At 56.1% G+C, this 23,317-nt stretch carries 24 protein-coding genes; 14 read left to right on the forward strand and 10 right to left on the reverse strand.

Annotation, left to right across the window (positions count from 1 at the left end; translation table 11 throughout):
* Positions 1-100: 100 nt before the first annotated feature.
* Positions 101-958 carry an AraC family transcriptional regulator gene (locus PG062_RS06395; RefSeq protein WP_270751636.1) on the forward strand — a complete coding sequence of 286 codons (858 nt, stop codon included), beginning with the start codon at positions 101-103 and terminating at the stop codon, positions 956-958.
* Positions 959-1,287: 329 nt separating this feature from the next.
* On the opposite strand, the gene bsh is transcribed toward PG062_RS06395, so the two are convergent.
* From bsh to PG062_RS06410, 3 genes are all read right to left on the reverse strand, one after another.
* Positions 1,288-2,262 (reverse strand): choloylglycine hydrolase, encoded by a 975-nt coding sequence (bsh, locus tag PG062_RS06400; RefSeq protein ID WP_270751637.1) that lies wholly within the window; start codon positions 2,260-2,262, stop codon positions 1,288-1,290.
* Positions 2,263-2,425: 163 nt separating this feature from the next.
* On the reverse strand, positions 2,426-3,181 hold the full coding sequence (locus PG062_RS06405; RefSeq protein ID WP_270751638.1) for a GntR family transcriptional regulator: 756 nt from the start codon (positions 3,179-3,181) through the stop codon (positions 2,426-2,428).
* Positions 3,182-3,326: 145 nt separating this feature from the next.
* Complete coding sequence (locus PG062_RS06410) at positions 3,327-3,986, reverse strand: endonuclease III domain-containing protein (RefSeq protein ID WP_270751639.1); 660 nt, start codon at positions 3,984-3,986, stop codon at positions 3,327-3,329.
* Positions 3,987-4,289: 303 nt separating this feature from the next.
* Here PG062_RS06410 and PG062_RS06415 point away from each other — a divergent pair, with 303 nt between their 5' ends.
* The 3 genes from PG062_RS06415 (at position 4,290) to PG062_RS06425 (ending at position 7,641) form a co-directional block, all read left to right on the forward strand.
* Complete coding sequence (locus PG062_RS06415) at positions 4,290-5,567, forward strand: replication-associated recombination protein A (protein ID WP_114000005.1); 1,278 nt, start codon at positions 4,290-4,292, stop codon at positions 5,565-5,567.
* A gap of 541 nt (positions 5,568-6,108) precedes the next feature.
* Positions 6,109-6,507, forward strand: coding sequence for a Fur family transcriptional regulator (locus tag PG062_RS06420; RefSeq protein WP_270751640.1), 399 nt, complete (start codon positions 6,109-6,111; stop codon positions 6,505-6,507).
* A gap of 183 nt (positions 6,508-6,690) precedes the next feature.
* Positions 6,691-7,641 (forward strand): alpha/beta fold hydrolase, encoded by a 951-nt coding sequence (locus tag PG062_RS06425; RefSeq protein WP_270751641.1) that lies wholly within the window; start codon positions 6,691-6,693, stop codon positions 7,639-7,641.
* Between the two features lie 506 nt (positions 7,642-8,147).
* On the opposite strand, the gene PG062_RS06430 is transcribed toward PG062_RS06425, so the two are convergent.
* From PG062_RS06430 to PG062_RS06460, 7 genes are all read right to left on the reverse strand, one after another.
* Positions 8,148-8,360, reverse strand: a complete 213-nt coding sequence (locus PG062_RS06430) for a zinc ribbon domain-containing protein (protein WP_270751642.1) — start codon at positions 8,358-8,360, stop codon at positions 8,148-8,150.
* Positions 8,361-8,389: 29 nt separating this feature from the next.
* On the reverse strand, positions 8,390-9,154 hold the full coding sequence (locus tag PG062_RS06435; protein WP_114000001.1) for an SDR family NAD(P)-dependent oxidoreductase: 765 nt from the start codon (positions 9,152-9,154) through the stop codon (positions 8,390-8,392).
* An 11-nt stretch (positions 9,155-9,165) separates the two neighbouring features.
* Entirely contained in the window at positions 9,166-10,179 is a 1,014-nt protein-coding gene (locus tag PG062_RS06440) for a hypothetical protein (protein WP_270751643.1), read from the reverse strand.
* Positions 10,172-10,918, reverse strand: coding sequence for an SDR family NAD(P)-dependent oxidoreductase (locus tag PG062_RS06445; protein ID WP_270751644.1), 747 nt, complete (start codon positions 10,916-10,918; stop codon positions 10,172-10,174). Before PG062_RS06445 ends, PG062_RS06440 begins: the two co-directional genes overlap by 8 nt.
* Positions 10,919-10,935: 17 nt before the next feature.
* Positions 10,936-11,352, reverse strand: a complete 417-nt coding sequence (locus PG062_RS06450; RefSeq protein ID WP_270751645.1) for a MaoC family dehydratase — start codon at positions 11,350-11,352, stop codon at positions 10,936-10,938.
* 1 nt (position 11,353) lies between these two features.
* Complete coding sequence (locus PG062_RS06455; protein ID WP_113999997.1) at positions 11,354-11,596, reverse strand: acyl carrier protein; 243 nt, start codon at positions 11,594-11,596, stop codon at positions 11,354-11,356.
* A gap of 153 nt (positions 11,597-11,749) precedes the next feature.
* Positions 11,750-12,061, reverse strand: coding sequence for a hypothetical protein (locus PG062_RS06460; protein ID WP_113999996.1), 312 nt, complete (start codon positions 12,059-12,061; stop codon positions 11,750-11,752).
* 299 nt (positions 12,062-12,360) lie between these two features.
* Here PG062_RS06460 and PG062_RS06465 point away from each other — a divergent pair, with 299 nt between their 5' ends.
* The 10 genes from PG062_RS06465 (at position 12,361) to PG062_RS06510 (ending at position 22,916) form a co-directional block, all read left to right on the forward strand.
* The gene (locus tag PG062_RS06465) at positions 12,361-14,841 is read left to right on the forward strand and encodes a transglycosylase domain-containing protein (RefSeq protein WP_270751646.1); all 2,481 of its coding nucleotides are present in this window, start codon (positions 12,361-12,363) and stop codon (positions 14,839-14,841) included.
* Between the two features lie 387 nt (positions 14,842-15,228).
* The gene (locus PG062_RS06470) at positions 15,229-15,657 is read left to right on the forward strand and encodes an ACT domain-containing protein (RefSeq protein ID WP_113999994.1); all 429 of its coding nucleotides are present in this window, start codon (positions 15,229-15,231) and stop codon (positions 15,655-15,657) included.
* Between the two features lie 79 nt (positions 15,658-15,736).
* Positions 15,737-16,975 (forward strand): homoserine dehydrogenase, encoded by a 1,239-nt coding sequence (locus tag PG062_RS06475; RefSeq protein ID WP_270751647.1) that lies wholly within the window; start codon positions 15,737-15,739, stop codon positions 16,973-16,975.
* 27 nt (positions 16,976-17,002) lie between these two features.
* Positions 17,003-17,893: a homoserine kinase gene (gene thrB, locus PG062_RS06480; RefSeq protein ID WP_270751648.1), complete on the forward strand. Its 891-nt coding sequence runs from the start codon at positions 17,003-17,005 to the stop codon at positions 17,891-17,893.
* Positions 17,894-17,917: 24 nt separating this feature from the next.
* Positions 17,918-19,123: an aspartate kinase gene (locus tag PG062_RS06485; protein WP_113999991.1), complete on the forward strand. Its 1,206-nt coding sequence runs from the start codon at positions 17,918-17,920 to the stop codon at positions 19,121-19,123.
* A gap of 170 nt (positions 19,124-19,293) precedes the next feature.
* Entirely contained in the window at positions 19,294-19,914 is a 621-nt protein-coding gene (locus PG062_RS06490) for a VanZ family protein (RefSeq protein WP_113999990.1), read from the forward strand.
* Positions 19,911-21,209 carry a bifunctional folylpolyglutamate synthase/dihydrofolate synthase gene (locus tag PG062_RS06495; protein WP_270751649.1) on the forward strand — a complete coding sequence of 433 codons (1,299 nt, stop codon included), beginning with the start codon at positions 19,911-19,913 and terminating at the stop codon, positions 21,207-21,209. Before PG062_RS06490 ends, PG062_RS06495 begins: the two co-directional genes overlap by 4 nt.
* A 110-nt stretch (positions 21,210-21,319) precedes the next feature.
* Positions 21,320-21,616: an anti-sigma factor antagonist gene (locus tag PG062_RS06500; RefSeq protein ID WP_113999988.1), complete on the forward strand. Its 297-nt coding sequence runs from the start codon at positions 21,320-21,322 to the stop codon at positions 21,614-21,616.
* Positions 21,617-21,635: 19 nt separating this feature from the next.
* Complete coding sequence (gene spoIIAB / locus PG062_RS06505) at positions 21,636-22,067, forward strand: anti-sigma F factor (RefSeq protein ID WP_113999987.1); 432 nt, start codon at positions 21,636-21,638, stop codon at positions 22,065-22,067.
* Positions 22,068-22,220: 153 nt separating this feature from the next.
* Entirely contained in the window at positions 22,221-22,916 is a 696-nt protein-coding gene (locus PG062_RS06510) for a sigma-70 family RNA polymerase sigma factor (RefSeq protein WP_113999986.1), read from the forward strand.
* Positions 22,917-23,317: the final 401 nt, after the last annotated feature.

A 23,317-nucleotide genomic window follows, 5' to 3' on the forward strand; every position in this document is an offset into this window, starting at 1 on the left:
GCTATATCCAGAATATCATACAAAATCGGTAAAATTCTTGTGCAATTCTGCCGGATTGTGGTACAATACAAGCATCAGGAATGCAAAAGGGGGCTACAACATGCCAAACCAGGAACGCTTGCGGGAAACCAAACACCATGGTGCGGTGCGGTTCCCTTTTAATATCTACCCCTGCACCATACCGGGGGACTTTTTGCAGGTGCCGTTGCACTGGCACGACAGTATGGAACTTGTCTATGTTAAAAAAGGCAGCGGAATCGTGCAGGTCGGTGTGAACGCTTACCCGGCGGAGCAGGGTGATATTTACATTTTTTCCCCCGGCACCCTCCACGCCCTGCACCAGCGCGGCCAGGCCGTGATGGAATACGAAAATATCATTTTTGAGCTGGAGCTGCTGGGTGGTGCGGATGATCTGTGCGCCGAGCGCTACCTTTTGCCGCTGCAAAGCGGCCGCATGGCTTTGCAGCCGCGCATCATCCCCGGCGAGGCGGGCTATCCCCAGGCGGCGGCCTGCCTGCAGGAAGCGGAGGAAGCCAACAAGGTAAAAACCGCCGGGTATGAGCTGGCCATCAAAGGGGCGCTGCTGCGGTTTTTGTCCATCCTGATTGGCCAGCACGGCACCCCGCTCCCGGCGGATACTACTGACACCCGCCGCCTGAAAACGGTCTTGCAGCTGATCGAAGCGGAATATGCTACCCCGCTGCGGATTGAGGACGCCGCCGAAGCCTGCGGATGCAGCCAAAGCCATTTTATGCGTTGGTTCAAAAAAATGACCGGCCAGGGCTTTACCGCCTACCTGAACGACCACCGGCTGAACCTTGCCGCAGAACTGCTGCGCATTACGGACGCCACCGTGCTGGATATCGCAGGCCGGGTGGGGTTTGATAACCTTTCATACTTTAACCGCCTGTTCAAGCGCCGCTATGGCATGACCCCGCGGGAATACCGTAGCAAATAAAGCAGCAAAAACCAAACTCCGCCGCCCGGAATGTGCACAGCATCCGGGCGGCGGGGTTATATATTCTTATAGGGCAATACCGCATAATTCTAAGTGCCGATACGGCGAGCGAGGTGCGGCAGCTGCTAAGCCAAAAGCGCAGATAATACTTTGTGTATTATCGAGTATTTTGGCAACGCAGATGCCGTGCCGCAGCCGCCGGAGCGGTGCTTAAGCCGTAAGGCGGGAATTGTGCGGTATTGCCATAGAAATGATAAAGTGGGCAATCCGGCAGGAAAGCGGTGTGGCCGGGCGGGGACCCTACAGGCAAAAGAAAATAGCGACAAAAATTACTTCATCCAACGGATCTGCTGCTCTTTTACCAGCGGATAGCTGACAAGCTCGGTACCGTCCATGTCCTCTTTGTGCATATCCACAGCGGTGATCTGGCTGTTTTCATAGGTGGTGTAGTAATAAATGCCTTTGTCGGCATTGCAGCAGCTGGTGTACAGGGTAATCTCGTACTTACCGTTGTCCAGCTCGCAGCAGCCGCGCTGCTGCTCTACCGAGCCGAGAATATGGAAAAACTGGCTCACGCTTTCTGCTTCACTTTCCCCGGAGCGGGAGTTGGCGCGCACGAAAGCCGCCCGTACAAACCGCGACTGAGACGAAAGATCCCCCGGCAGACCCATGGCCCCCATGCCGCGGCTGTAAGCGTTCAGCGGCACGTTGGGTGCAAAGTGGTTGCCGGTTGCCTTTGGGGAAAGCTGCATATAATTATTCAAAGCAAACAGCTGCATGGGGAACGGAGGGTTGTTGGTCAGCACACCGGCGGGGTTATCATATACATGCAGGCCGTCTTTGGTAGATTCCAGCGTGATGCACTCATGATTATCGGCAATCATCCAGTGCAGGCTGGCAACGGGCATCCCTTCGCAGAACGGGGTATCCACCAGGTTCATGCGGTCCAGCAGGGTGCGGGCATCCTGTACGGTAGCGCAGCGGCCCAGCAACCAGGGGATCAGCTCAAACTGGGCAACATTATCTTTGCCGGGTTCATCTTTGCAATACCAGGCGTTGCCCACAAAGTTCAGCCCGGCAATGCATAGCCCTTTTTCGTTGATGGCATCGTAATACAGGGGATAGTTATTCTGCACGCAGGCCATGCCCAAAATGGCATAGTGCTGGTCCAGCACGCCAAGGCCGTTCAGCTGGAACGGATAGTGCCGCGGGGTAAAAGTGACGGTCTCGCCGTAACCGAATTCATAGTCCAGGTTGCGGCCAAAATAAAAATCTTTGGTCTGGTACGTTGCAGCAGTGCACATACAAATAAGCCCTCCGGTCGTATCGTAAATGATGTCTTTAACGTTATTATACCACGGCGCAGTGCTGCTATCGAGAAGATTTTGTGAACTTTTGAAATTTTGTACCAAATAAAAAATCCCGCAGCCCTGCTTTGTAAACAGGTCCTGCGGGAGAAAAGTGGATTTACACCAGCTTGCGCACCAGTGCAAAATCAAAAAAGTCCGTATAAAAAGTGCGGCAGCGCAGCACCGGGCGGCACAGGCGAGAATAGCAGGTTTCGCTCAATTCCAACAAGGCCTGATCACGCTGCAGGGCCAGGGCATGGCGCACGGCGGGGTCCCCCATGGCGGCGCGTAGATGGGTAATGGTGCTGGAAATCTGAATTCCGCACGCTTCATCCAGAATATCGAAAATGGGGCGGGTGAAGTCAATGCCATCGGTGCGGGTGGTGCCGAACAGCGAGCATGGCACGATATCGGTAGAAAATAATACTGGGGTGTTATCCGCCAGCACCCGGCGGCAGATGTAATAAACCGGGGTATCCAGGCTGATGTTCAGTGCCTGGGCTGCATCGGCATCTGCCGTGTGGCGCGATACCCGCAGATCGTCGCTGTTGGGCTGCATGCCGCGCGCCCGGATCATTTGGGTGAATTCAAACTTCTGGTCCATGCGGCGGGCCAGGTTGACCACATCGCGGTTGATCACGGTGCCAATGCCGCGCACGCGCTCAATGTAGCCGGCACGTTCCAGTTCACTCAGTGCATCGCGCACAACGGTACGGCTTACGTTCAGCCGGTTGGCCAGCTCCAGCTCGGGCGGCAGATGGTCGGTATCCTGCCAAATACCGTTGCGCAGCTGCTCCAGCAGCTCGGCCACAACCTGGTTAGAAATCAATACGCCACCCAGGCGGGGGGCGCTGTCGGGATGTTTGGTTGCCATAATCGGGTTCCTACTTTCCTGTGCGTGCCGGTGCAGGCCGCAAAAGTCGTACTCTTATTATAGCATACCCCAAAGCCAAAAACCAAGTGTTTTATAAAAAAGCAGGCAAATAAAAGGCGTGGTGCGATGTAGTGCGTTCCTTGCTTCAGTCCGCTTTGCCTTCTTCATGCGCATAGCGGCACACATCCCGCAGGCAGCAGCGCTCACAATACGGTGTGGTGCGTGCGGTGCACACGGCGCGGCCATGGTCCACCAGCCGGTGGCAGAAATCACTGCCCTCCTGCGGGGGAATGATCTTCCACAGCGCCATTTCCACCTTTTTGGGTTCCTTGATGTTATCCACCAGCCCAATGCGGTTGCACAGCCGGATGCAGTGGGTGTCCGTTACAATGGCGGGCTTGCCGAACACATCGCCCATGATCAGGTTGGCACTTTTGCGGCCAACGCCGGGCAGTTCCAGCAGGGCGTCAAAATCATCGGGCACGTTGCAGTCATACTTGTCGCGCAGCATCCGCATACAGGCGCTGATATCCCGCGCCTTGCTGCGCCCCAGTCCGCAGGGCCGCACGATCTCTTCAATTTCCTCCGGCTCCGCGGCGGCCAAAGCGGCCACATTCGGGTATTTGGCAAACAGATCCTGTACCACAACGTTCACGCGGGCATCGGTGCACTGTGCAGCAAGGCGCACTTCCACCAGCAGCTGCCAGGCGTGCTCGTAATCCAGCGTACAGTCCGAAAGCGGGTATTCTTTTTTCAGCCGCTCAATGCAGATGGCGGCCAGCTGTTTTTTATCATGAATCTCCATGGGGGTCACACTCTCTTTTATCACTTCCCGGCGCGCGGGCCGGCGGGGCTTACGGCTTGATTCTACCACAGATAGCGTTTATAATGCAAGTAGCATGGTGCCGCCTTCTAACGCTGCAAAGCTTCAAAAGAAGGGCCGCTGCCCCTTGCTCCCTCACAAAAACCTACCTTCTCATGCCGGGGCGGCACGCGAACATAATTTTTTGCTCACAAAGGATTTTGAGCGTCGGTGCATGTCTGCCACTTGGAATGAAGTTTAGAATATATTTCCTTATATATAAAGGTAACATAAAGGAGTACCCCCATGAAGGAACCGCTTGCCCAACGCCTGCGCCCGCGCACTTTGGATGAAGTGTGCGGCCAGCGCCATCTCCTGGCCCCCGGCCAGGTGTTCCGCCGCACCATTGACAGAGGCGTGATCCCCAATATGATTTTTTACGGCCCGTCCGGCGTAGGCAAAACCACCGTGGCCAGCATTATTGCGGCCAACAGCGGTATGCGGCTGTATAAATTGAACGGTACTACCGCTTCCACCAGCGATATCAAAAGCGTATTGGGCGATATTGGCACCCTGCATGCCGCCAACGGAATTCTGCTCTATCTGGATGAGATCCAGTATTTCAACAAGCGCCAGCAGCAAAGCCTGTTGGAATGCGTGGAGCAGGGAACCGTGACGCTGATTGCCTCCACGACCGAGAACCCATACTTTTATGTATATAACGCGCTGTTATCCCGCTGCACAGTGTTCGAGTTCAAATCCCTGACGGCAGAGGATATTGCCGAAGGCGTGAAACACGCCGCCCAGCGCCTGGGCGAAAGTGACGGTACGCCGGTCAACATCCCGGTGGATGCGCTGGAATACCTGGCCCAAAGCGCGGGCGGCGATATGCGCAAGGCGCTGGGCAACCTGGAATTTGCCGTCAACGCAGCCCCCGTGCAGGATGGCACGCGGCTGGTTACGCTGGAAATGGTCACGCAGGTGGCCCAGCGTACCGCCATGCGATACGATAAAGAGGGCGATGACCATTATGATATTGTTTCGGCCTATCAGAAGTCGATGCGCGGGTCGGACCCGGATGCAGCGCTGCACTATCTGGCCCGGCTGCTGGAAGCGGGGGACCTGCCCAGCGCCTGCCGCCGGTTGATGGTGTGCGCCTGCGAGGATGTTGGCCTTGCTTACCCGCAGATCATCCCGATCGTAAAAGCGGCTGTGGATGCTGCCAACATGCTGGGCCTGCCGGAAGCGCGCATTCCGTTGGCGGACGCGGTAATTTTGGTGGCGACCAGCCCCAAATCCAACACGGGCGAAGCCGCTATTGACCGTGCGCTGGCAGATGTGCGGGCAGGCCGCAGCGGGCCGATCCCGCGGCAGCTACAAAATAAGCATTATGATGGCGCCGATGCCGCAGTAAAAGGCCAGCATTATCAGTACGCACACGACTTTGCCAACCATTGGGTGGACCAGCAGTACCTGCCGGATGCCATCCGGGACCGCCAGTATTACCAGTTTGGCGATAACAAAAACGAGCAGGCCGCCGCCGCTTACTGGCAGCGCATCAAAGGTGATAAGTTCAAAAAATGAACTGGCAACACCGCACAATTCCCGCCTTGCGGCTTAAGCACCGCTCCGGCAGCTGCGGCACGGCATCTGCGTTGCCAAAATGCTCGATAAGACATCCAGTATTATCTGCGCTTTTGGCTTGGCATCTGCCGCACCTCGCTCGCCGTATCGGCACTTAGAATTATGCGGTATTGCCAACTATAATTGCGCGCAATAAAAGCCATAATAACCTATATCAAAATAGGAATATAAAAATATTTTTTTGATGAAAATATTTTATGGGAATTGAACAAAAAGAAAAAACAGTGTCAAAAATTAAATCATCTCCTGAATGACAAAAGAAAAATGCCGAGATAATCAGAAAAGGCAACATTATTACAGTCAATTCCTGTTAGCTTGAAAGAAAATATCAAGAACTTTTTCGAAAAAACGTCACATTTTAATGTATTGACAATCTTTAATATCATTTGATATGATAAGGTACAGGAATCATGTATACAATGTGAAGTGGAAAATGTTTCGAGTTCTTTCCTCTGCATTGTATGAGAAGGAGATTTTTAGTATGCGCTATTCTCATCAACGTGAACTGATTTTGCGGGAGGTACTTTCGCGCAGCGATTATCCAACCGCGGAGCAGATCTGTACGTCTCTGCGGGCAGTGTGCCCGCGGCTGAGCCTTGGCACCGTTTACCGCGACCTGAATACGTTGGTTGATATTGGCAAAGTGCGGCGTGTTTCCATCCCCGGCGAAGCAGACCGTTTTGAGGGCCCGCAGGAGGATCATCAGCAGCTGTATTGCCGCAGCTGCCAAAAAGTAAAAAGCATCCATATTTCGGATGCGAAGCTCAAAGCCCTGATTGATGCCTGCCCCGATATTGTGCCGGAAGATTACAGCCTGACTGTGTTTGGCCTGTGCGATGAATGCGCCGTCAAAGCGGCCAAGGAAACCGAGAAATTGTAAGAAGACAGCCCGCCCGATATTCACCGTTCAGGCGGGCTGTTTTGGCATTTGTGGGGTGTATTTTGTGCAAAACAGCGTTGCTGTGCGTTGTTCTGCGCGGTAAACTGTGGTACACTATTTATAGAATAGTGAATGTGCTGCCCTGTGCGGTGCGGCCAGACCAAAACAGCGGAGGTAAGACCTATGCCCCAACTGCAGTGTGAAGAAATTCGTTTCCCGTCTGCCGATGGCGTTCATACCGTGGCGGCCAGCATGTATACCATGCCGGGGGTGCCGGTGCGCGCCGTGCTGCAGCTCAGCCACGGCATGTGCGAGTATGTACAGCGCTACCGCCCCATGGCGCAGTGGTATGCCCAGCGCGGCATAGCTCTGGCCGGCAACGACCACCTGGGTCACGGCGGTACCGCAAACAAAGGGGAGCACGGCCATTATGGCGAGCCCCACGGCCGTTACCACCTGCTGAACGACCTGCACACGATGAACGGCATCATCCACCAAAAGTTCCCTGGCGTGCCGGTATTTTTGTATGGCCACAGCATGGGCAGCTTTTACGCCCGCTGGTATGCCGAAACCTGGCCGGAAAGCATCTCCGGCGCTATTTTCAGCGGCACGGCGGGTCCGCACATCCGCAACCAGGCGGGCTGGGCGGTTGCCGCGCTGACCGCAGCTGTGCGCGGGCCAAAATATGTTTCCAAAACGCTGGTCAAGCTGAATATGGGGGCCTATTGCAACCGCATTCCGGATGCTGTTTCGCCCAATGCCTGGATCAGCCGTGACCCGGAAGTGGTAAAGGCATACGATGCAGACACGCTGTGCACCTTCCCATTTACCGCGGCGACCTACCGCGAAATGCTGGCCACCCTGTGCCATGTCAGCAGCCGCAAATGGGCACAGAATATCCGCAAGGATCTGCCGGTGCTGCTGATTGCCGGAACGGCGGACCCTGTTGGTGATTACGGCGCGGGCGTGCGCAAAGTGTGGGCCATGCTGGGGGATGCCGGTGTACAGGACCTGAGCTGCGAAATCTGGCACGATGCCCGCCATGAGCTGCACAACGAAACCAACCGCGAAGAAGTGTTTGATTATGTGTACGGCTGGCTGATGGATCGCCTGCCGGAAGATGAGAGTCAATAAATAATGATAGGATAAACACGGTATTCTGTAGGGAACGGTCTTGACCGTTCCGATACATTGGGGCATATGCGATAATGGAAATTGCATCGCTCCACAAATAATATGTTCGTTAGTTGCACATTTTTAATGGGCCATATGGGCATGGGACAGGGCGGGATGAGGTCATCCCGCCCTGCTGGCGATTTTATTGTTTATCGCGCTTTTTGAAGCGCTGACACGAATATACTTTATTATTTATTGCAAATAAAAACTTAAGGCCCGATGCAAGCGCATCGGGCCTTAAAACATAGTAAACGCTAAGGTGTATCTGAAAACAAAGAAAATGACGGATATTTCGCAAACACAAGCAGGATTTAGCGTAAAACCCTGCTCTGCGCTTGTAGAAATAGACGATATTTTCGACTTTTCAGATACACCCTAAATAGAAATCATAGGCTGAAAACGTACCGGGGCGATGCCGGGCTGTTGCAACGCTCGGCAGGCGGGGGGATGGAATGCCCGCGGTTTTAGTACCCACTCAAAAAGTCCAGCAAATCCCAGCCTTCGCCGCCGGTCTGGCGGTACAGCTCGGTGTAGCCGCAGTTGCAGCAGCTGATGGTGACGAACTTTTTGTTCTGGATGTCAAACATTTTGGCGAAGTTCCCGCCGGTGGCCTGCAGCCGGTCCGATTCATACTGCTGGCAGCCGCATTTGGGGCAGATGTATTGGTGCTTTTCCATAATGGATTCCTCCGTATTGTAAGGCTGGATCAAACGTGGCTCAGCCAGTCGGCCAGCGGCAGGCAAAGCAGGTTGGGGGTAACTTTTGCCGCGGCGCGGTGCAGCGTGCACACCAGCCCCGGTGTGCTGACGCGCAGGTTCAGCGCACTGTCCCGCAGGGCGCGGCGCACAACATCCTGGCTGCGGCTGGCCAGCGGATAATGGCGGAAGCCATGCCCGCCTTTTTCCGCAATGCCAATGAACTCGGTATCCTTGACCCAGTAGGGGCATACCGCAGTAACATGGATGCCCGCAGGGGAAAGCTCGTAATGCAGCGTCTGGGTGTAGCTGAGCAGGAACGCCTTGGTGGCGGCGTATACGTTCAGCCCCGGAATGGGCTGGAACCCCGCGGTGGAGCAAATCTCCAGTACCTGACTGCCTGGGTGCAGATAGGGGAACGCCGCATCGGTCACATCCACGGCGGCGCGGCAGTTCAGGTCGATCATGGCGTCGTTGTCTTTGGCGGGAATATCCACCGTCGGACCCATGCGTCCCATGCCTGCCGCATTGACCAAAATGCGGATGTCCGGCAGTTCATCCTGCAGGGTGTTGCGCAGGTACTCCATATCGCCCGGGCGGGTCAGGTCAAGCGCCAGCACCCGGATGGGCACCGCGCTGATGGATTGCAGCGCTTCCAGCCGGTCGCGGCGGCGGGCGATGGCCCAAATTTCTTCCACTTTGCCCTGCTCCGCAATCTGGCGCACAAACTCGCGCCCCAAACCGCTGGAAGCACCGGTCACCAATGCAATTTTCATGGCAGTTATCCTCAATCGCAGGGCAGGTTGGGTCTGTCCTGGTCGCCGTCAGCCTTGAAAAGAACAAAGCCGTCCGGCTGGTTGGTAAAGTAATAATACTCGGTGTTCTGCCGCAGCGGCGGGGTCAGATAGTTGGGGATAATGACCCCATCGTCCTCGCACCGCTCCGTCAGCCCGGCGGCGGCCCATACGGCGGCAGGAATACCGGCGTTGTAACAATCCAGATATTCCGCGCCCGCATCGTGCAGCAGCTTGTCCAGTGCGCCGCCAATGCGGGGCAGAACAGCATCATCGCCGATAAAATCCACCAGCCGCACCACCGGTACGCAGCCGGTCTCGGCAGCTGTGATGGTGCGGGTGATCGCGTAAGCCAGCAGGGCACCGGCTTCCTGCACCGCCCACACATCATAGCTCTGGTGCGGGTAGGCAAAGTACCGGCGCTGCAAATACCAGGGATCTTTATGCGGCGTGTGGCTGCTGTGGGGCAGGCCGAGTTCGGCCAGCGCAGCGGCATCCGGCACACGAATCAGGGGCAGGTCATCCTGTACCGGCAAGGGAGCAGAATTTGGACCCAGCACCGCCAGCTGCCAGCCCTTTGCACCGGGTGCGCCAAGGCGGTAATAATGCGGCAGGCGCTCGGCCTGCCAGCCCAAAAAGTGGTACAGCACACAGGTGTTGGCGCGGATGTTGTTGCAGGCAACCACGCGGGCATTCAAAAGCCCGGACAGGGCGTCCATCAACTCCAGTCCCACACCGTTATGGCCCTTTGCGGCAACCCAGACCGAAACCCAGATGTCCGGCGTTTCGCTCTGGTTGGCCAGAATGTACCCGGCGGCGCACAGAATTTCGCCGTCCTGCTCCGCCAGCGCAAACTGTGGGGCGGCACCGGGCGTGTGGGCATAATAGAACTGGTAAAAATCGGCCCGGTTGATCAGCGGCAGGCGCATGTCAAAATTCTGGTTGATGAAATCCGCAATGCGGGCATCCTCGCCGGGGCGGGCTAAACGCAGCACAAGGTCAGACAATGGCGGAACCTCCCGTGACCGGCAGGGTAACGCCGGTGATAAAGCGGGCTTCCTCGCTCAACAGGAACGCCATGGCCGGGGCAACATCCTCCGGCGTGGCGTTGCGGCCCATTGGGTTGTCTGCCGCTGCGGCCTGCACGATCAGGTCCGGCGTATCCTTCAAAAAGTGGGTCTCCATCATGCTGGGGGCCACGCAGTTTACCGTTATGCCAAAGCGGGCGTACTCCACAGCCAGGCTTTTCACCAGCCCGCCGATAGCGCTCTTGTTCATTACATAGGCAGCTGTGTTTTTGGGCGGGCAGCCAATGGTGTAGCTGGTCTGGATAAACAACACCCGGCCAAACTTCGCCTTACTCATGGCGGGCAACACCGCCTTGCACAGCTTGACGGCGGAATGTACCTGAATCTCCCAGTCCTTCTGGAACCGGGCTTCATCAAACGCTTTGAACTTGGCGTTCACCACCGGCAGGGCCGGCAGGTGTACAAAATGGGTGGGGCAGGGCAAATCTTTGCCAAAGCGGGCGCACAGGGCATCCACCGCTTCGGGGCTGGAAAGGTCCGCGTCAAAGGTAACAATGCGGCCGGGGAATTGCTGCACTAAGGCATCCAGCCGGGCCAGATCGCCGCAGCCCTGTGCCAGAATGGTGCGGTCCTCGCCGGGGGCTTCGGTCAGCAGGCGGCGAATCAGTGCGGCGCCCACATCGCTGGTGGCGCCGGTGATGAGATATGTATATGCCATGGAAGTTACCCTCACTTTTATTTGGCCAGCCCGGCTTTGATGATGCCGCGCGTGACCCGTTTGCCGTCCTGGTTGGTGATAACAGCCTTGATCTCCGCTTCAGCCACGGCTTCACTCACGTTTACCACGGTGCCGGTAATGGTCAAAGTATCCCCAATGAAAACCGGCTTGGCGAACTTGCACTCCACGCCGTGCAGCAGGCAGTGTTCGCCCGGCAGGTAAACGCCCGCCAGGGTGGAGAAAAAGCTGGCACCCAGCATGCCGTATACCACGCGGCCGGGGTAGCCGCGCTTTTGGGCGTATTCGGCATCCATGTGGATGGGGGAAACATCCCCGGTGATGGCTTCAAACCGGGCCATCATCTCTTCCGTTACGGTAACGGTAAAGCTTTCGCTCAGGCCGGGGGTCATCTCGGCCAGTGTGTAGTGGTTCATCTTAACCCACCATGCGGGCAACCAGGTCCAGCAGGTCGCCAACGTTTTTCAGGTTGCGCACATCGGCCAGCTTGAATTTGATATTGAACTTTTTCTCGATGGCGGTCAGCAGGTTGATCTGCTCCAGGCTGTCCCAATCCTCAATGTCATCAGCGCAGGTGGCGCGGGTGATTTCCAGGGTATCATCGTCAAAATTATCGCGGAAAATTTCCTGTACAGCTTCCAGAATTGCCTGTTCGGTCATAGTTAGAACACTCCTTACAAAAATAAACACATTATATAATGACAGCAATCATTCAAGATGGCGGCTTGCCGCAGGGGACACTACCACATCTTATTAAATAGAAGTGTACCATAAAATGCCCGGCAACACAAGCGCAGACAGGGTAAAAGGGGGCTACAGGCCGTAATCTTCCAATTTTTGCTGCAATTCGGCTTCGGTATAAATGCTCACGCCCTGCTGCAATGCCAGGCAGTCCGGCTCCGGCAGCAGGCGGGTGTATACATCGTACTGCGCCAGGGGACCGGTGCCGTCCGGGGTATACAGGGCCAGCCGCCCGGCGTTATCTTTTAACAAGTATTGCGCCTGCGGCTGCTGTTTTTGCACCGGAACAAAAAACACTGTTACGGCTGCGGCAATGCACAGCAGCGCCAGCATGGCCAGCCCCAGCAGGTAGCGGCGATAGCCCCGCGGCAGTTGGTAACGCATGGGCAAAAACCTCCCTCTATTTTGTGGTATTCGCAAATTTCACAAATCAAATAGTACGCTCCTGCAAGCAGTATGCCCGGTTTGGCGGCACCCAAACCGTAAAAAAGTGAAAATTGTCTGCCTGCTACTGTACTTTTGGCAATACTTTGTGATATAATTCATTCTATGGCTTTATGCCCATCTGCGTGACCGCGCTGTGCGGCCGCGTATCAGTGCAGGCGCAGGCAGGCTCCGCGCCTGCCGCAATTATCCCAAAGGAGGCGGTCCCCATAGACCCCAAACAGGAACGGCACATTTCCATGCAAAGTGCAAAAAGCCCGGAAACAGCCGCAACTTCCGCCCGAAAGAAAAACGGAAAAAAGAAAAAAAATAAGCCGCACCGCAGTATATTCGGCACCATCATGCGGTTCATTGGCTGCCTGCTGTGCGTTTGCGTCATGGCGGCCAGCGCCGGTGCGGTGCTGCTTTCGCTGTATGTGGTGCAGGTGACCGAGGACCCGGACGGCAAGCTGGACCTGGATGAGCAGAAGCTCAAACAGACCTCCATTGTGTATGACCGTGATGGCAACGAGGTGAACACCTTTGCTGGCGAAAATAACCGCATCTGGCGCGAAATTTCGGCCATGCCGGAAAACCTGCAGAATGCGGTCATCGCCGTTGAGGATAAGGATTTTCGCAGCGAGCCCGGCATCAACGTCAAGCGCACCATTGCCGCTGCCCTGAACGAGTTTACCGGAAACGCGCTGCTTGGCTCCAAGCAGGGCGCTTCCACGCTGGAGCAGCAGCTGGTCAAAAACCTGACCGGTGATAGTGAACAGGACGTTCTGCGTAAGGTGCGCGAGATTTTCCGCGCGTTGGGCCTTTGCAACCGCTACAGCAAAGAAACCATCCTGGAAGCTTACCTCAATACCATCCCGCTGACCGGCACCATCTATGGCATGGAAGCCGGCGCACAGGAGTATTTTGGCAAGAGCGTGGAGGAATTGAGCCTGGCCGAATGCGCCGAGCTGGCTTCCATCACCAAGAATCCCAAGAGCTTTAACCCGGCTACCAACCCGGAAAATCTGCTCAAGCGCCGCAACCATGTTCTGGCTTTGATGCGCAACCAGGGATATATTACTGATGAAGAGTGCACTGCTGCACAGGCGGAACCCATCACCCTGGCCGAGAGCAAATCGGCCACCGAAAAGGTCACCCGTACTTCCCGCAACTCTTATTTTGATGACGCTTTGTTTGCGGATGTCACCCAGGCAATCATGGAGCAGGAAAGCTGCACCCGTGCCGAAGCACAGGATAAGATCTTCTCCGATGGCCTGCGCATCTACTCTACCCTGGACCAGAAAGCACAGTCTGCCATGGAGCAGGTCATGCTGAACGAGGACACCGGCGACGGCGAGCTGTTCCCGGCCCTGTGGCACGAGGAAGAGGTTTCTTCCGGTATCCCGGCGGACAGCGAGATTACCTATGACGAGAGCGGCCTGCCGCTGAACCCGGACGGCTCTTCTGTGTTCACGGATGATGATGTGCCGGTCTATGCCGATAAGGAAAACACCACCCTGAAAACCAGCCAGGATGACAACGGCAACCTGATCTTCTATGAAAGCGTGCGCACTCAGGCGGCTATGGCGTCCATCAGCATGGAGGATGGCCACCGCGGCGAGATCGTTGCCCTGGTTGGCGGCCTGGGCGAAAAGAAAGTAGACCGCGGCACCAACCGCGCCACGCTGCCCCACCAGACCGGTTCCACCATGAAACCCATTGCTGCTTATTGCCTGGCAGTGGACAGCAAGATCATCAACTATTCTTCGCCCATGGCGGATACGCCGTATTACCTCAAGAGCGATCATCAGGTGCTGGATACCGACCGCTGCCTGAAGCTTGGCCTTTCTACCGACAAGTATAATGCAGTCAACCAGTCCCGCGATGATGTGTGGCGCGACTGGCCCACCAACTATGGCGGTGCAGGCGGCGATGGTGCCACCATGCTGGTGTATGATGCACTGCGCCGCTCTTACAACACCATTGCGGTCTGGATCGGTTCCTATGTCGGTGCGGAAGAGATGTTCAGCTTTGCGCATGATACCCTCAACTGCACCTATCTGGATCCCGAACATGACGTTGACCTGGCGCCTCTGGTGCTGGGCTCCCAGAGCCAAGGCCTGACGGTTGTGGAGCTGGCTGGCGCTTACTCCATTTTCAATGACGGCAAGTTTACCACCCCGCACTACTGGACCGAGATCTATGACTCGGACGGCAACCTGTACCTGGATAACAGCAAGCGCGTTACCACCGTGCAGGCCATTGACCCTGCAGCCGCTACCATCATGAACCGTCTGCTGAGCAACGTGTGGAAAACGCCCGGTACGGCAAACGGCATGAAGCCGGAAACCGAGGGCATTGATACCATCGGCAAGACAGGTACGACCAGCGACTTTAAGGACTATACCTTCGCCGGTGTTTCTCCATACTATTCCACCGCTGTGTGGTGGGGCTATGATAAGCCTTACAGCATGTGGGGTGTGGATGGCACCCTGGGCAACAACGGTAAACCGACCCAGCGCGCCTTTAAGCGGTATATGGAAGCTGCCCAGGCCGATAAGCCTGCCAAGGACTTCTATTATGATGACTCCGTTGTGCAGAAGCAGTTCAGCACCTCCACCGGTGCGATCGTATCCGGCGGTGGTGAGACCGGCTACTATACTGAGGACAACCTGCCGGATGACAGCTATTCCACCCTGACCGACCCCAGCGTGAACACTCTGGACCCGGCGGCAGGCTGATCGCGTAAAGTTCCAATAGTCTGAAAATTCAATAAGCCAGATCGGGCACAGCAGTTTACAAAGCTGCTGTGCCCGTTTGTTGTATTGGAATGGAGGACATGCTATAATGGCAGCAGCGAGAACCATGCGGATGAGGAGAAAATGCACTGCCCTTTTGCGGCCTTAATAAGGCGGGCAGAAGCGTATCAAATGCACGTGCACGAATGAAAGACATACTTCCACCGCATAAAAACAGATAAAAGCACGGGAAGATTCCACCGCACCAACAGGCCAGTTGTGCATCATGCTCAAATACACAACATTTTTTCTAAAATGCTTGCAAGCCGCGCACACTTGTGGTATGATTATCCCCGTTGTGAATACACATGTACATAGGAGGGAAACAACATGGGCGAGCGCCGTTTTTTGTTGGTAGATAGCTCCGCTTTGCCGGATGTGTTCCTTAAGGTACTGCAGGCCAAGGAGCTTCTGGCTTCCGGCAGCGTGAGCAATATTTCCACGGCAGCGCGTCAGGCGGGCATTTCCCGCAGTGCGTTCTATAAGTACAAGGACTATGTGTTTGACGCCGAAACCGGCCGCGAGGCCATTACCGTGATCGCCACCCTGCTGGACAAAACCGGCGCTTTGCAAAGCCTGCTTTCCGGTATTTCGGCAGCGGGTGCATCGGTTGTTACCATCACCCAGTCCCGGCCGGAAAATGGTACCGCGCAGGTGGAAGTTACCGTGCGCACCGGAACCATGCAGATGACCGTTGAGGAAATGCTGACCCGGCTGGCCCGTCAGTCGTTTGTGGTGGAAGTGCACCGCGGAACCTGAAAGTGAACACACGCCGCCAAGGCGCACAGAGCGGAATACCGGATGCGGGCAGCCGCATAAGGAACAAGGGGAGTATAGTATGGCTAAAATTGCAATCATGGGATTCGGCACCGTTGGCAGCGGTGTGCTGGAAGTCTGCCGCCGCAACGCCGCATCCATTGCCCGCCGCGCGGGTGAGCCGGTGGAGGTCAAGTACATCCTGGATGTGCGTGATTTTTCTGATTCTCCGGACGCAGCGCTGTTTGTGAAAGATATCAATGTGATCCTGAACGATCCGGAAGTCAAGGTCGTTGTGGAAACCATCGGCGGCACCCGCTTTGCTTATCCGTATGTGCGCCAGTGCCTGGAAAGCGGCCGCAGCGTGTGTACCTCCAACAAGGAGATGGTTGCCACCTATGGCGCAGAGCTGCTGGCTCTTGCACGGGAGCATAAAGCAGCGTTCCTGTTTGAAGCCAGCGTGGGTGGCGGTACCCCCATCATTACTCCCATGCATCAGTGCCTTGCCGCAAACCAGATCAGCCAGATTCAGGGCATTGTGAACGGAACCACCAACTTTATGCTGACCAAGATGAAGCGCGAAAACATGGGCTTTGATGCCGCGCTGAAAATTGCCCAGCAGCTGGGCTATGCCGAAACCAAGGATCCCGGCGACGATGTGGATGGCCGTGATGCCTGCCGCAAGATCGCCATCCTGAGCAGCCTGGCCTGCGGGCATCATGTTTACCCGGATAACATCCCCGCCCGCGGCATCCGCGATGTGGCCGTGGAGGATGTAAAAGCTGCCGAGCAGCTGGACTGCGCCATCAAGCTGATCGCCTGGTACCATGAAAACCCTGAAGGCGCAGCCGATGCGTTCAGCGCCGGTGTGGAGCCGATGCTGGTGCCGGAGTCCAACCAGCTGGCGGGCGTGAACGATGTGTTTAACGCTGTGCTGATGCAGGGGGATATGCTGGGCGATGTTGTGTTCTATGGCAAGGGCGCCGGCAAGCTGCCCACCGCCAGCGCCGTTGTGGCCGATGTGATCGATGCCCTGAAGGACGGCAGCAAGATCCATGACAGTCTGTTCTGGAAGCCCGCCGAAAAGCTGGATCACCAGCTGGTGGATACCGCCAAGTATTCTTATTACATCCGCACCGCGGGCGTGCCCGCCGCCGCGCTGCCCAATGTGGCCGGTCCCGGCAAGCTGATGTTTGACTATGGCGATTCTGCCGCGTACCTGATCGAAGCTGCCACGGCTGCGGACTTGGAGGCTGTGGCAGCCAAGCTGGAAGTTCTGGGCGGCCGCCTGGCGCTTGTGCTGAAAAAGCTGCCGGAATAAGCCCCGGCAGGGAAGGGAGCACATAACATGATTACCGTAACTGTACCGGCAACCAGCGCCAATGTCGGCGCCGGGTTTGACAGTCTTGGCCTTGCGCTTTCCATGCACAACGTGTTTACCTTTGAGGAATGTGACCGCATCCGCATTTCTTCGGTGGATGGCACCCATGTGCCGACCGGGGCAAACAACCTGGTCTACCGCAGCGCCCGCGCTGTGTATGACCAGCTGGGCATTCCGCTGCGCGGCCTGCGCATTACCCAGCGCAATGATATTCCCATGGCGCGCGGCCTGGGTTCCAGCTCTGCCTGCATTGTGGCGGGCATTTTGGGTGCCAACGCTTTGCTGGGCAACAAGCTGACCAGCCGCCAGATGCTGACCCTTGCCACCGCCATTGAGGGCCACCCCGATAACGTGGCCCCCGCCATGCTGGGCGGCTTTGTTACCAGTGTGTATGACGAAGGCCAGGTTTACAGCGTAAAAAAGAACATCGATGAACAGCTGGCATTTGCCGCTTTTGTACCGGATTTCCGCCTGCTGACCTCCAAGGCGCGCGCCGCGCTGCCGGATATGGTCAGCCATAAGGACGCCGTGTATAATCTGTCCCGCGCCGCGCTGGCTACCGCCGCGTTCTGCGATGGCGATTACAGCCTGCTTGGCGTGGCAACCAAGGATTCCCTGCACCAGAAATACCGCCTGCCCCTGATCGACGGCGGGGACGAAATGTTTGAACTGGCGCAGGACCTGGGCGCGCTGGCTGTTTATATTTCTGGCGCGGGTCCCACCATTATGGCGGTTGTCCCGCGTGACGATCAGGAATTCTTTGCCCGCGCGCAGGAAGCTCTGCCGCAGAGCGAAAAGCTAAAGCATTTTACCGTTTACCGCCTGCTGCCCGATAACACAGGCGCAACGGTGGAATAAGGGAACAGGGAGGAAGAGGTCTTTATGGGTCTTATCGTACAAAAGTTCGGCGGTACCTCGGTCAAGGATCGTGACCGCATCTTTAATGTTGCGCGCATTGTGGCCAACACCCGCAACCAGGGCAACGATGTTGTTGTTGTTGTTTCTGCCCAGGGGGATACCACCGATGACTTGATTACCAAAGCGGCCGAGATCACCAGTGATCCGTCCCACCGCGAAATGGATATGCTGCTGGCCACCGGCGAGCAGATTTCCATCTCGCTGCTGGCCATGGCGCTGCAGGAAATCGGTGTTCCGTCCGTCAGCCTGACCGGCTGGCAGGCCGGCTTCAACACCGACCGCGCTTACACCAAAGCCCGCATTAAGCGCCTGAACACCGAGCGTGTGGAAAGTGAGCTGGCCCGCAACCGCGTGGTAGTTGTAGCTGGTTTCCAGGGACTGAACCGTTCGGATGATATCACCACCCTGGGCCGCGGCGGCAGCGATACTTCCGCCGTTGCCTTGGCAGCCGCTCTGCATGCAGACCGCTGCCAGATCTATACCGATGTGGAAGGTGTGTATACTGCCGACCCGCGCAAGATTCCCAAGGCTACCCGCCTGAAGGAGATCACCTTTGACGAGATGCTGGAACTGGCATCCCTGGGTGCACAGGTGCTCAACAACCGCAGTGTAGAACTTGCCAAAAAGTATGGCGTCGAGCTGGAAGTTCTGTCCAGCATCAATCCGGTGCCCGGCACCGTTGTTAAGGAGGAAACCAAAGTGGAAGGTATGCTGATCAAAGGCGTTGCAAAAGATGAGGACGTCGCTGTTGTTTCGATCCTGGAAGTTCCCGATGTGCCGGGTATGTCCTTCAAGGTGTTCAGCCTGCTGGCACAGAAAAACATCAACGTGGATATCATTCTGCAGTCTTCCGGCAGCGCTGGCTGCAAGGATGTGATCTTTACCTGCTCCAAGGGCGAAGCTGAAACCGCTCGTGCAGTGCTGGAATCCAACAAGACCCGCTTTGGCACTGATAAGATCACCGTCAACAATGACTGCGCCAAGGTCAGCATTGTCGGTGCCGGTATGCAGAGCCACCCTGGCACGGCTTCCACCATGTTTGAAGCTCTCTACAGCCAGAACATCAACATCCATATGATCTCTACCAGCGAGATCAAGATCAGCGTGATCATTGATAAAGCCGATGCTGACCGTGCTGTTGCCGCCATCCATGATGCTTTCATCCAGTAAGCGATAATATCCATCTGGTGTAAAAAGTTTACAAGTTTCAGCCCCTGCCGCCCGGCGGGGGCTGTTGCCATATCCGGTACGGAATGGTATAATCAAACGCACAGCCGGGTGGGAATCATTCCCGCAAGCCCGGTTGTGCCCAATGTATTCTGCTGCAAAGGAGGTAACATATGGAATATATGGACGAAACCACCCTTGCCCACAAACACACCAGCCCGTGGCTGATTGCGTTCCGGATCATTTTTACCATTGCGCTGGTCTGGTGCATTCTGTTTATCTTTCATAACTCGCTGGAAACCAGCTCCATCTCGTCGGCCCGCAGCCATGAGGTCATGCAAAAAATCAATGCCATCCTGGCACATCTCAATATCGGCCCGCTGAGCGAACATGTTGTGCGCAAGCTGGCGCATTTTTCAGAGTTCACGCTGGAAGGCTTTCTGCTTATGCTCTGCCTGCGGGTTTATACCCGCCGTTTTGTGCGCCATGTCAGCTGGCCCATGCTGGGCGGCATGGCGACCGCGCTGCTGGATGAAACCATCCAGCTGTATGTGCCGGGCCGCACTTCGTCCGTGCGGGATGTGTGGATCGACTTCGGCGGTGTGATTGCCGGTTTGTTCGTGGCCCTGCTGTTGCTGCTCATCGTGCGCGGGCTGACCTCTTTCCATGCCATGAAAAAAGAAAACCGCCGCCTGCGTGCCGAACGGGCCGAGCTGCTACGCCAGCAGCGCGCCGACCGGATCAACACAGCGGATGACCGTCCCGAAAGCCCAGATAGGAGAGAATATTTATGACAGAACAACAGGCGATTGAAGCCCTGCACGCCCTGCCGCGCCTGCCCCGCAGCGGCGCATCCCTGGAGCGTATGCAGGCACTGCTGGACCACCTTGGAAACCCGGAAAAGCAGTTTAAGTGCATCCATATTGCGGGCACCAACGGCAAGGGAACCCTTGCCGCTATGACATCTTCTATCCTGACCCATGCGGGCTACAAAACGGGCCTTACCATCAGTCCGTATGTTCTCAATTTTCGGGAGCGTTTTCAGATCAATGGACAGATGATGTCCCCGCGCACCCTGACCAGCCTGACCCGGAAAGTGCTGGATGCTGCCGATGCCATCATCGCTGAGGGCGGGGAAGGCCCGGTGGAGTTTGAAGCCGTTACCGCCATTGCCTTCCTCTGGTTTGCCCGCCAGAAGTGTGATTTTGCCGTGGTGGAAACCGGCCTTGGCGGCCGCTATGACGCCACCAATGTCATCCCCGCGCCGCTGGTTGCGGCCATTACCCGCATCGGCATGGATCATACCGAAATTTTGGGCGATACCCTTGCCGAGATCGCCGCCGAAAAAGCCGGTATCATCAAAGAGGGTAGCGTGGTTGTCTGCTACCCCGAGCAGCCGGAGGAGGCCATGGGCCCGCTGCTGACCGCCGCGGCCAACGCGCATACCTCGCTGGTGGTGCCGGATACCGCCGATGTGCAGCAGCTCAAGTGCCGCCCGCTGGAAAACTATGTTGATTACGGCGGCTATCGTGCTCTGCTGCAATTCCCCGGCAAGCATCAGGCCAACCATGCCGCTATGGCGGTGGAAATTGCCCTGGCCCTCTGGCGGGAATACCATTACGAGATCCCCGATGAAGCGATTGAAACCGGTCTGCGGGATGCCAAAATGCCCGCACGGATCGAGGTCATGCGCCGCCACCCGTTGCTGCTGCTGGATGGCTGCCACAATGCCGATGGCACCGCAGCCCTTGCTGCAACTCTGAAAGAAGCCGGATATGACGGCAACCTTGTGGCGGTCCTTGGCCTGCTGAAAGATAAGGATCACAGCAAAATGCTGGAAAACCTGGCCCCCTGCTTTGAGAAGGTCTTTACCGTCACGCCAGATAGCCCCCGCGCCATGACGGCAGAAGAACTGGAGGAGGAAGCCAAGTACCATATGGATGCCGAAGCCGCCCCCAGCGTGGCAAAGGCCATCCGCCTTGCGGTGGATTACGCCGATGAAAACAACCTGGCTGGTGTGGTGGTGTGCGGCAGCCTTTACCTTGCTGCTCAGGCCCGTCCGCTGCTGCTCAAAGAAGCGGAAAAGTAACCCCAATTCCAACAAAATATGCGCACAGCGCCCTGTATACTGGGAACATACCCCAGCAGCAGGGCGCTTTTTGCTGCTATTACCAAAAATGAAAGAGGTGGACAACCCCCTTGGCGAAAGTTTGTTTTGTTCCGGCGCAGGGAACATTGGCGGCTTACCTGACCGGTGAGATCGACCACCATGCCGCGCAGGCCCTACGGCGTGAAATTGATGCGCAGATCGATGCCCGCATGCCGGAATTGCTGACGATGGATTTTTCCGGCGTTACTTTTATGGATTCCTCCGGTGTGGGGCTGATTCTGGGCCGCGGACGCCAGATGTCCGGCCTGGGTGGGCGGCTTGTTGTGCAAAACGCACCGGATACCGTGCGCCGCATGCTGGACCTGGCGCATATCCATTACGTTTGATCGTGGGGGAGGTCACATCATGAAAATGCTGAATCAGGTCAAAATGACCTTTGCCAGCCGCAGCGTCAACGAAAGTTTTTCCCGTGCGGCACTTGCGGCGTTTCTGGCCCAGGCGGACCCGACCGTGCCGCAGCTGGCAGATATCAAAACGGCCGTGTCAGAAGCTGTCACCAACTGCATCGTCCATGCCTATCCGGATACCGTCGGCCCCATTACGATGACGGCTGTTTTGTATGAGGGCGGCAATGTGCGCATTACCATATCGGATAAAGGCGTTGGTATCCCGGACGTTGCCAAGGCAATGGAGCCAATGTATACCACCGGCAACCCGGACGAGCGCGCGGGCCTGGGTTTTGCGGTAATGCAGAGCTTTATGGATCGGGTCCATGTATCCTCTGCGCCGGGACGGGGAACACGCGTTACCATGAGCCGTCACCTGGATTCCCGGTGAGTTTTGGCGTGTGCGCTCCTACATAGGGCAGAATCAGCCAGTACAGCAGAGTGGAATCTGTTGACTGTTGCGGATATGCCCGCTAAAACCGGAACGAATCAACGCCTAGTGGCTGGGCAGACGTTCGTTCCCGATTGCAGGGAGGCAGCTGATATGGCAACCGCAAATCCCACCGCACTTTTTACCACATTACCGCGCACGGAGTTCATCCAGAAAAACCTTGGCCTTGTACATTCCTGTGCTGGCCGCTTTACAGGCCGCGGCATCGAATACGAAGAATTGTATTCGGCGGGCTGCCTGGGGCTTGTCAAAGCGTGCGATGGGTTTGACCCGGACCGCGGGGTCTGTTTCTCCACCTATGCGGTGCCGGTCATCTTGGGTGAGATCAAAAAGCTGTTCCGGGACGGGGGAACTGTTAAGGTCAGCCGTTCGATCAAAGAACTTGGATTAAAAGTGACAGCGGAACGGGAACGCCTGATGAAGCTGACTGGCGCAGAGCCAACCGTGGCACAGCTGGCACAAAACCTGGGGGCAACGCCGGAGCAGGTGGCGGTATCCATTCAGGCTGCTATGCCGGTTGTCTCCCTGACCCCGGCGGATGATGAGGACGGAACAAGAGAATGGGATATCCCGGTGGATTCACCGGAAGAAGTATTGGCGGAACGAATCAGTTTGGCGGAAATATTGAAACGACTGAATGAATCCGACCGGCAGCTCATCCGCCTGCGCTTTTATGCGGGCAAAACCCAAAGTAAAACGGCACAAATCCTTGGTACTACCCAGGTACAGATATCGCGCCGCGAACGAAAGATTTTGAAATGGATGCGCAAAGAGCTGACAAGCGAATAAGAAAACACAAAATGATGGCTGTTTTTCCAATTCGGAGCCATAAAAACTGTGCGATTCGACAAAAGTATGACTTCTGCACGTTTTGCCCTTGACGAAGACACTTGCATGTGTTAAAATAACACCACTTTGAATAGCACAGGCGATATCCAATAGGGGTGCCTGGCTGGACAAAGCAGCATCAGAAGATTTGGAAAAACCTCAAAAAAGTTGTTGACAAATCAAACCTGATGTGGTATCCTAATAAAGCTGTCCGAAAGACAGCGGCTGATTGAAAAGATTGTTTAAGAAAATTTCAAAAAAGTACTTGACAAACAGGACTTGATGAAGTAAAATAAACAAGCTGTTTCAAACAGCGCAGGACCTTGAAAATTGAACAATACTGAAACTTGTGGAACCTTAAA

The sequence above is a fragment of the Gemmiger qucibialis genome, from assembly GCF_027689445.1.
GTDB classification, from domain to species: domain Bacteria; phylum Bacillota; class Clostridia; order Oscillospirales; family Ruminococcaceae; genus Gemmiger; species Gemmiger qucibialis.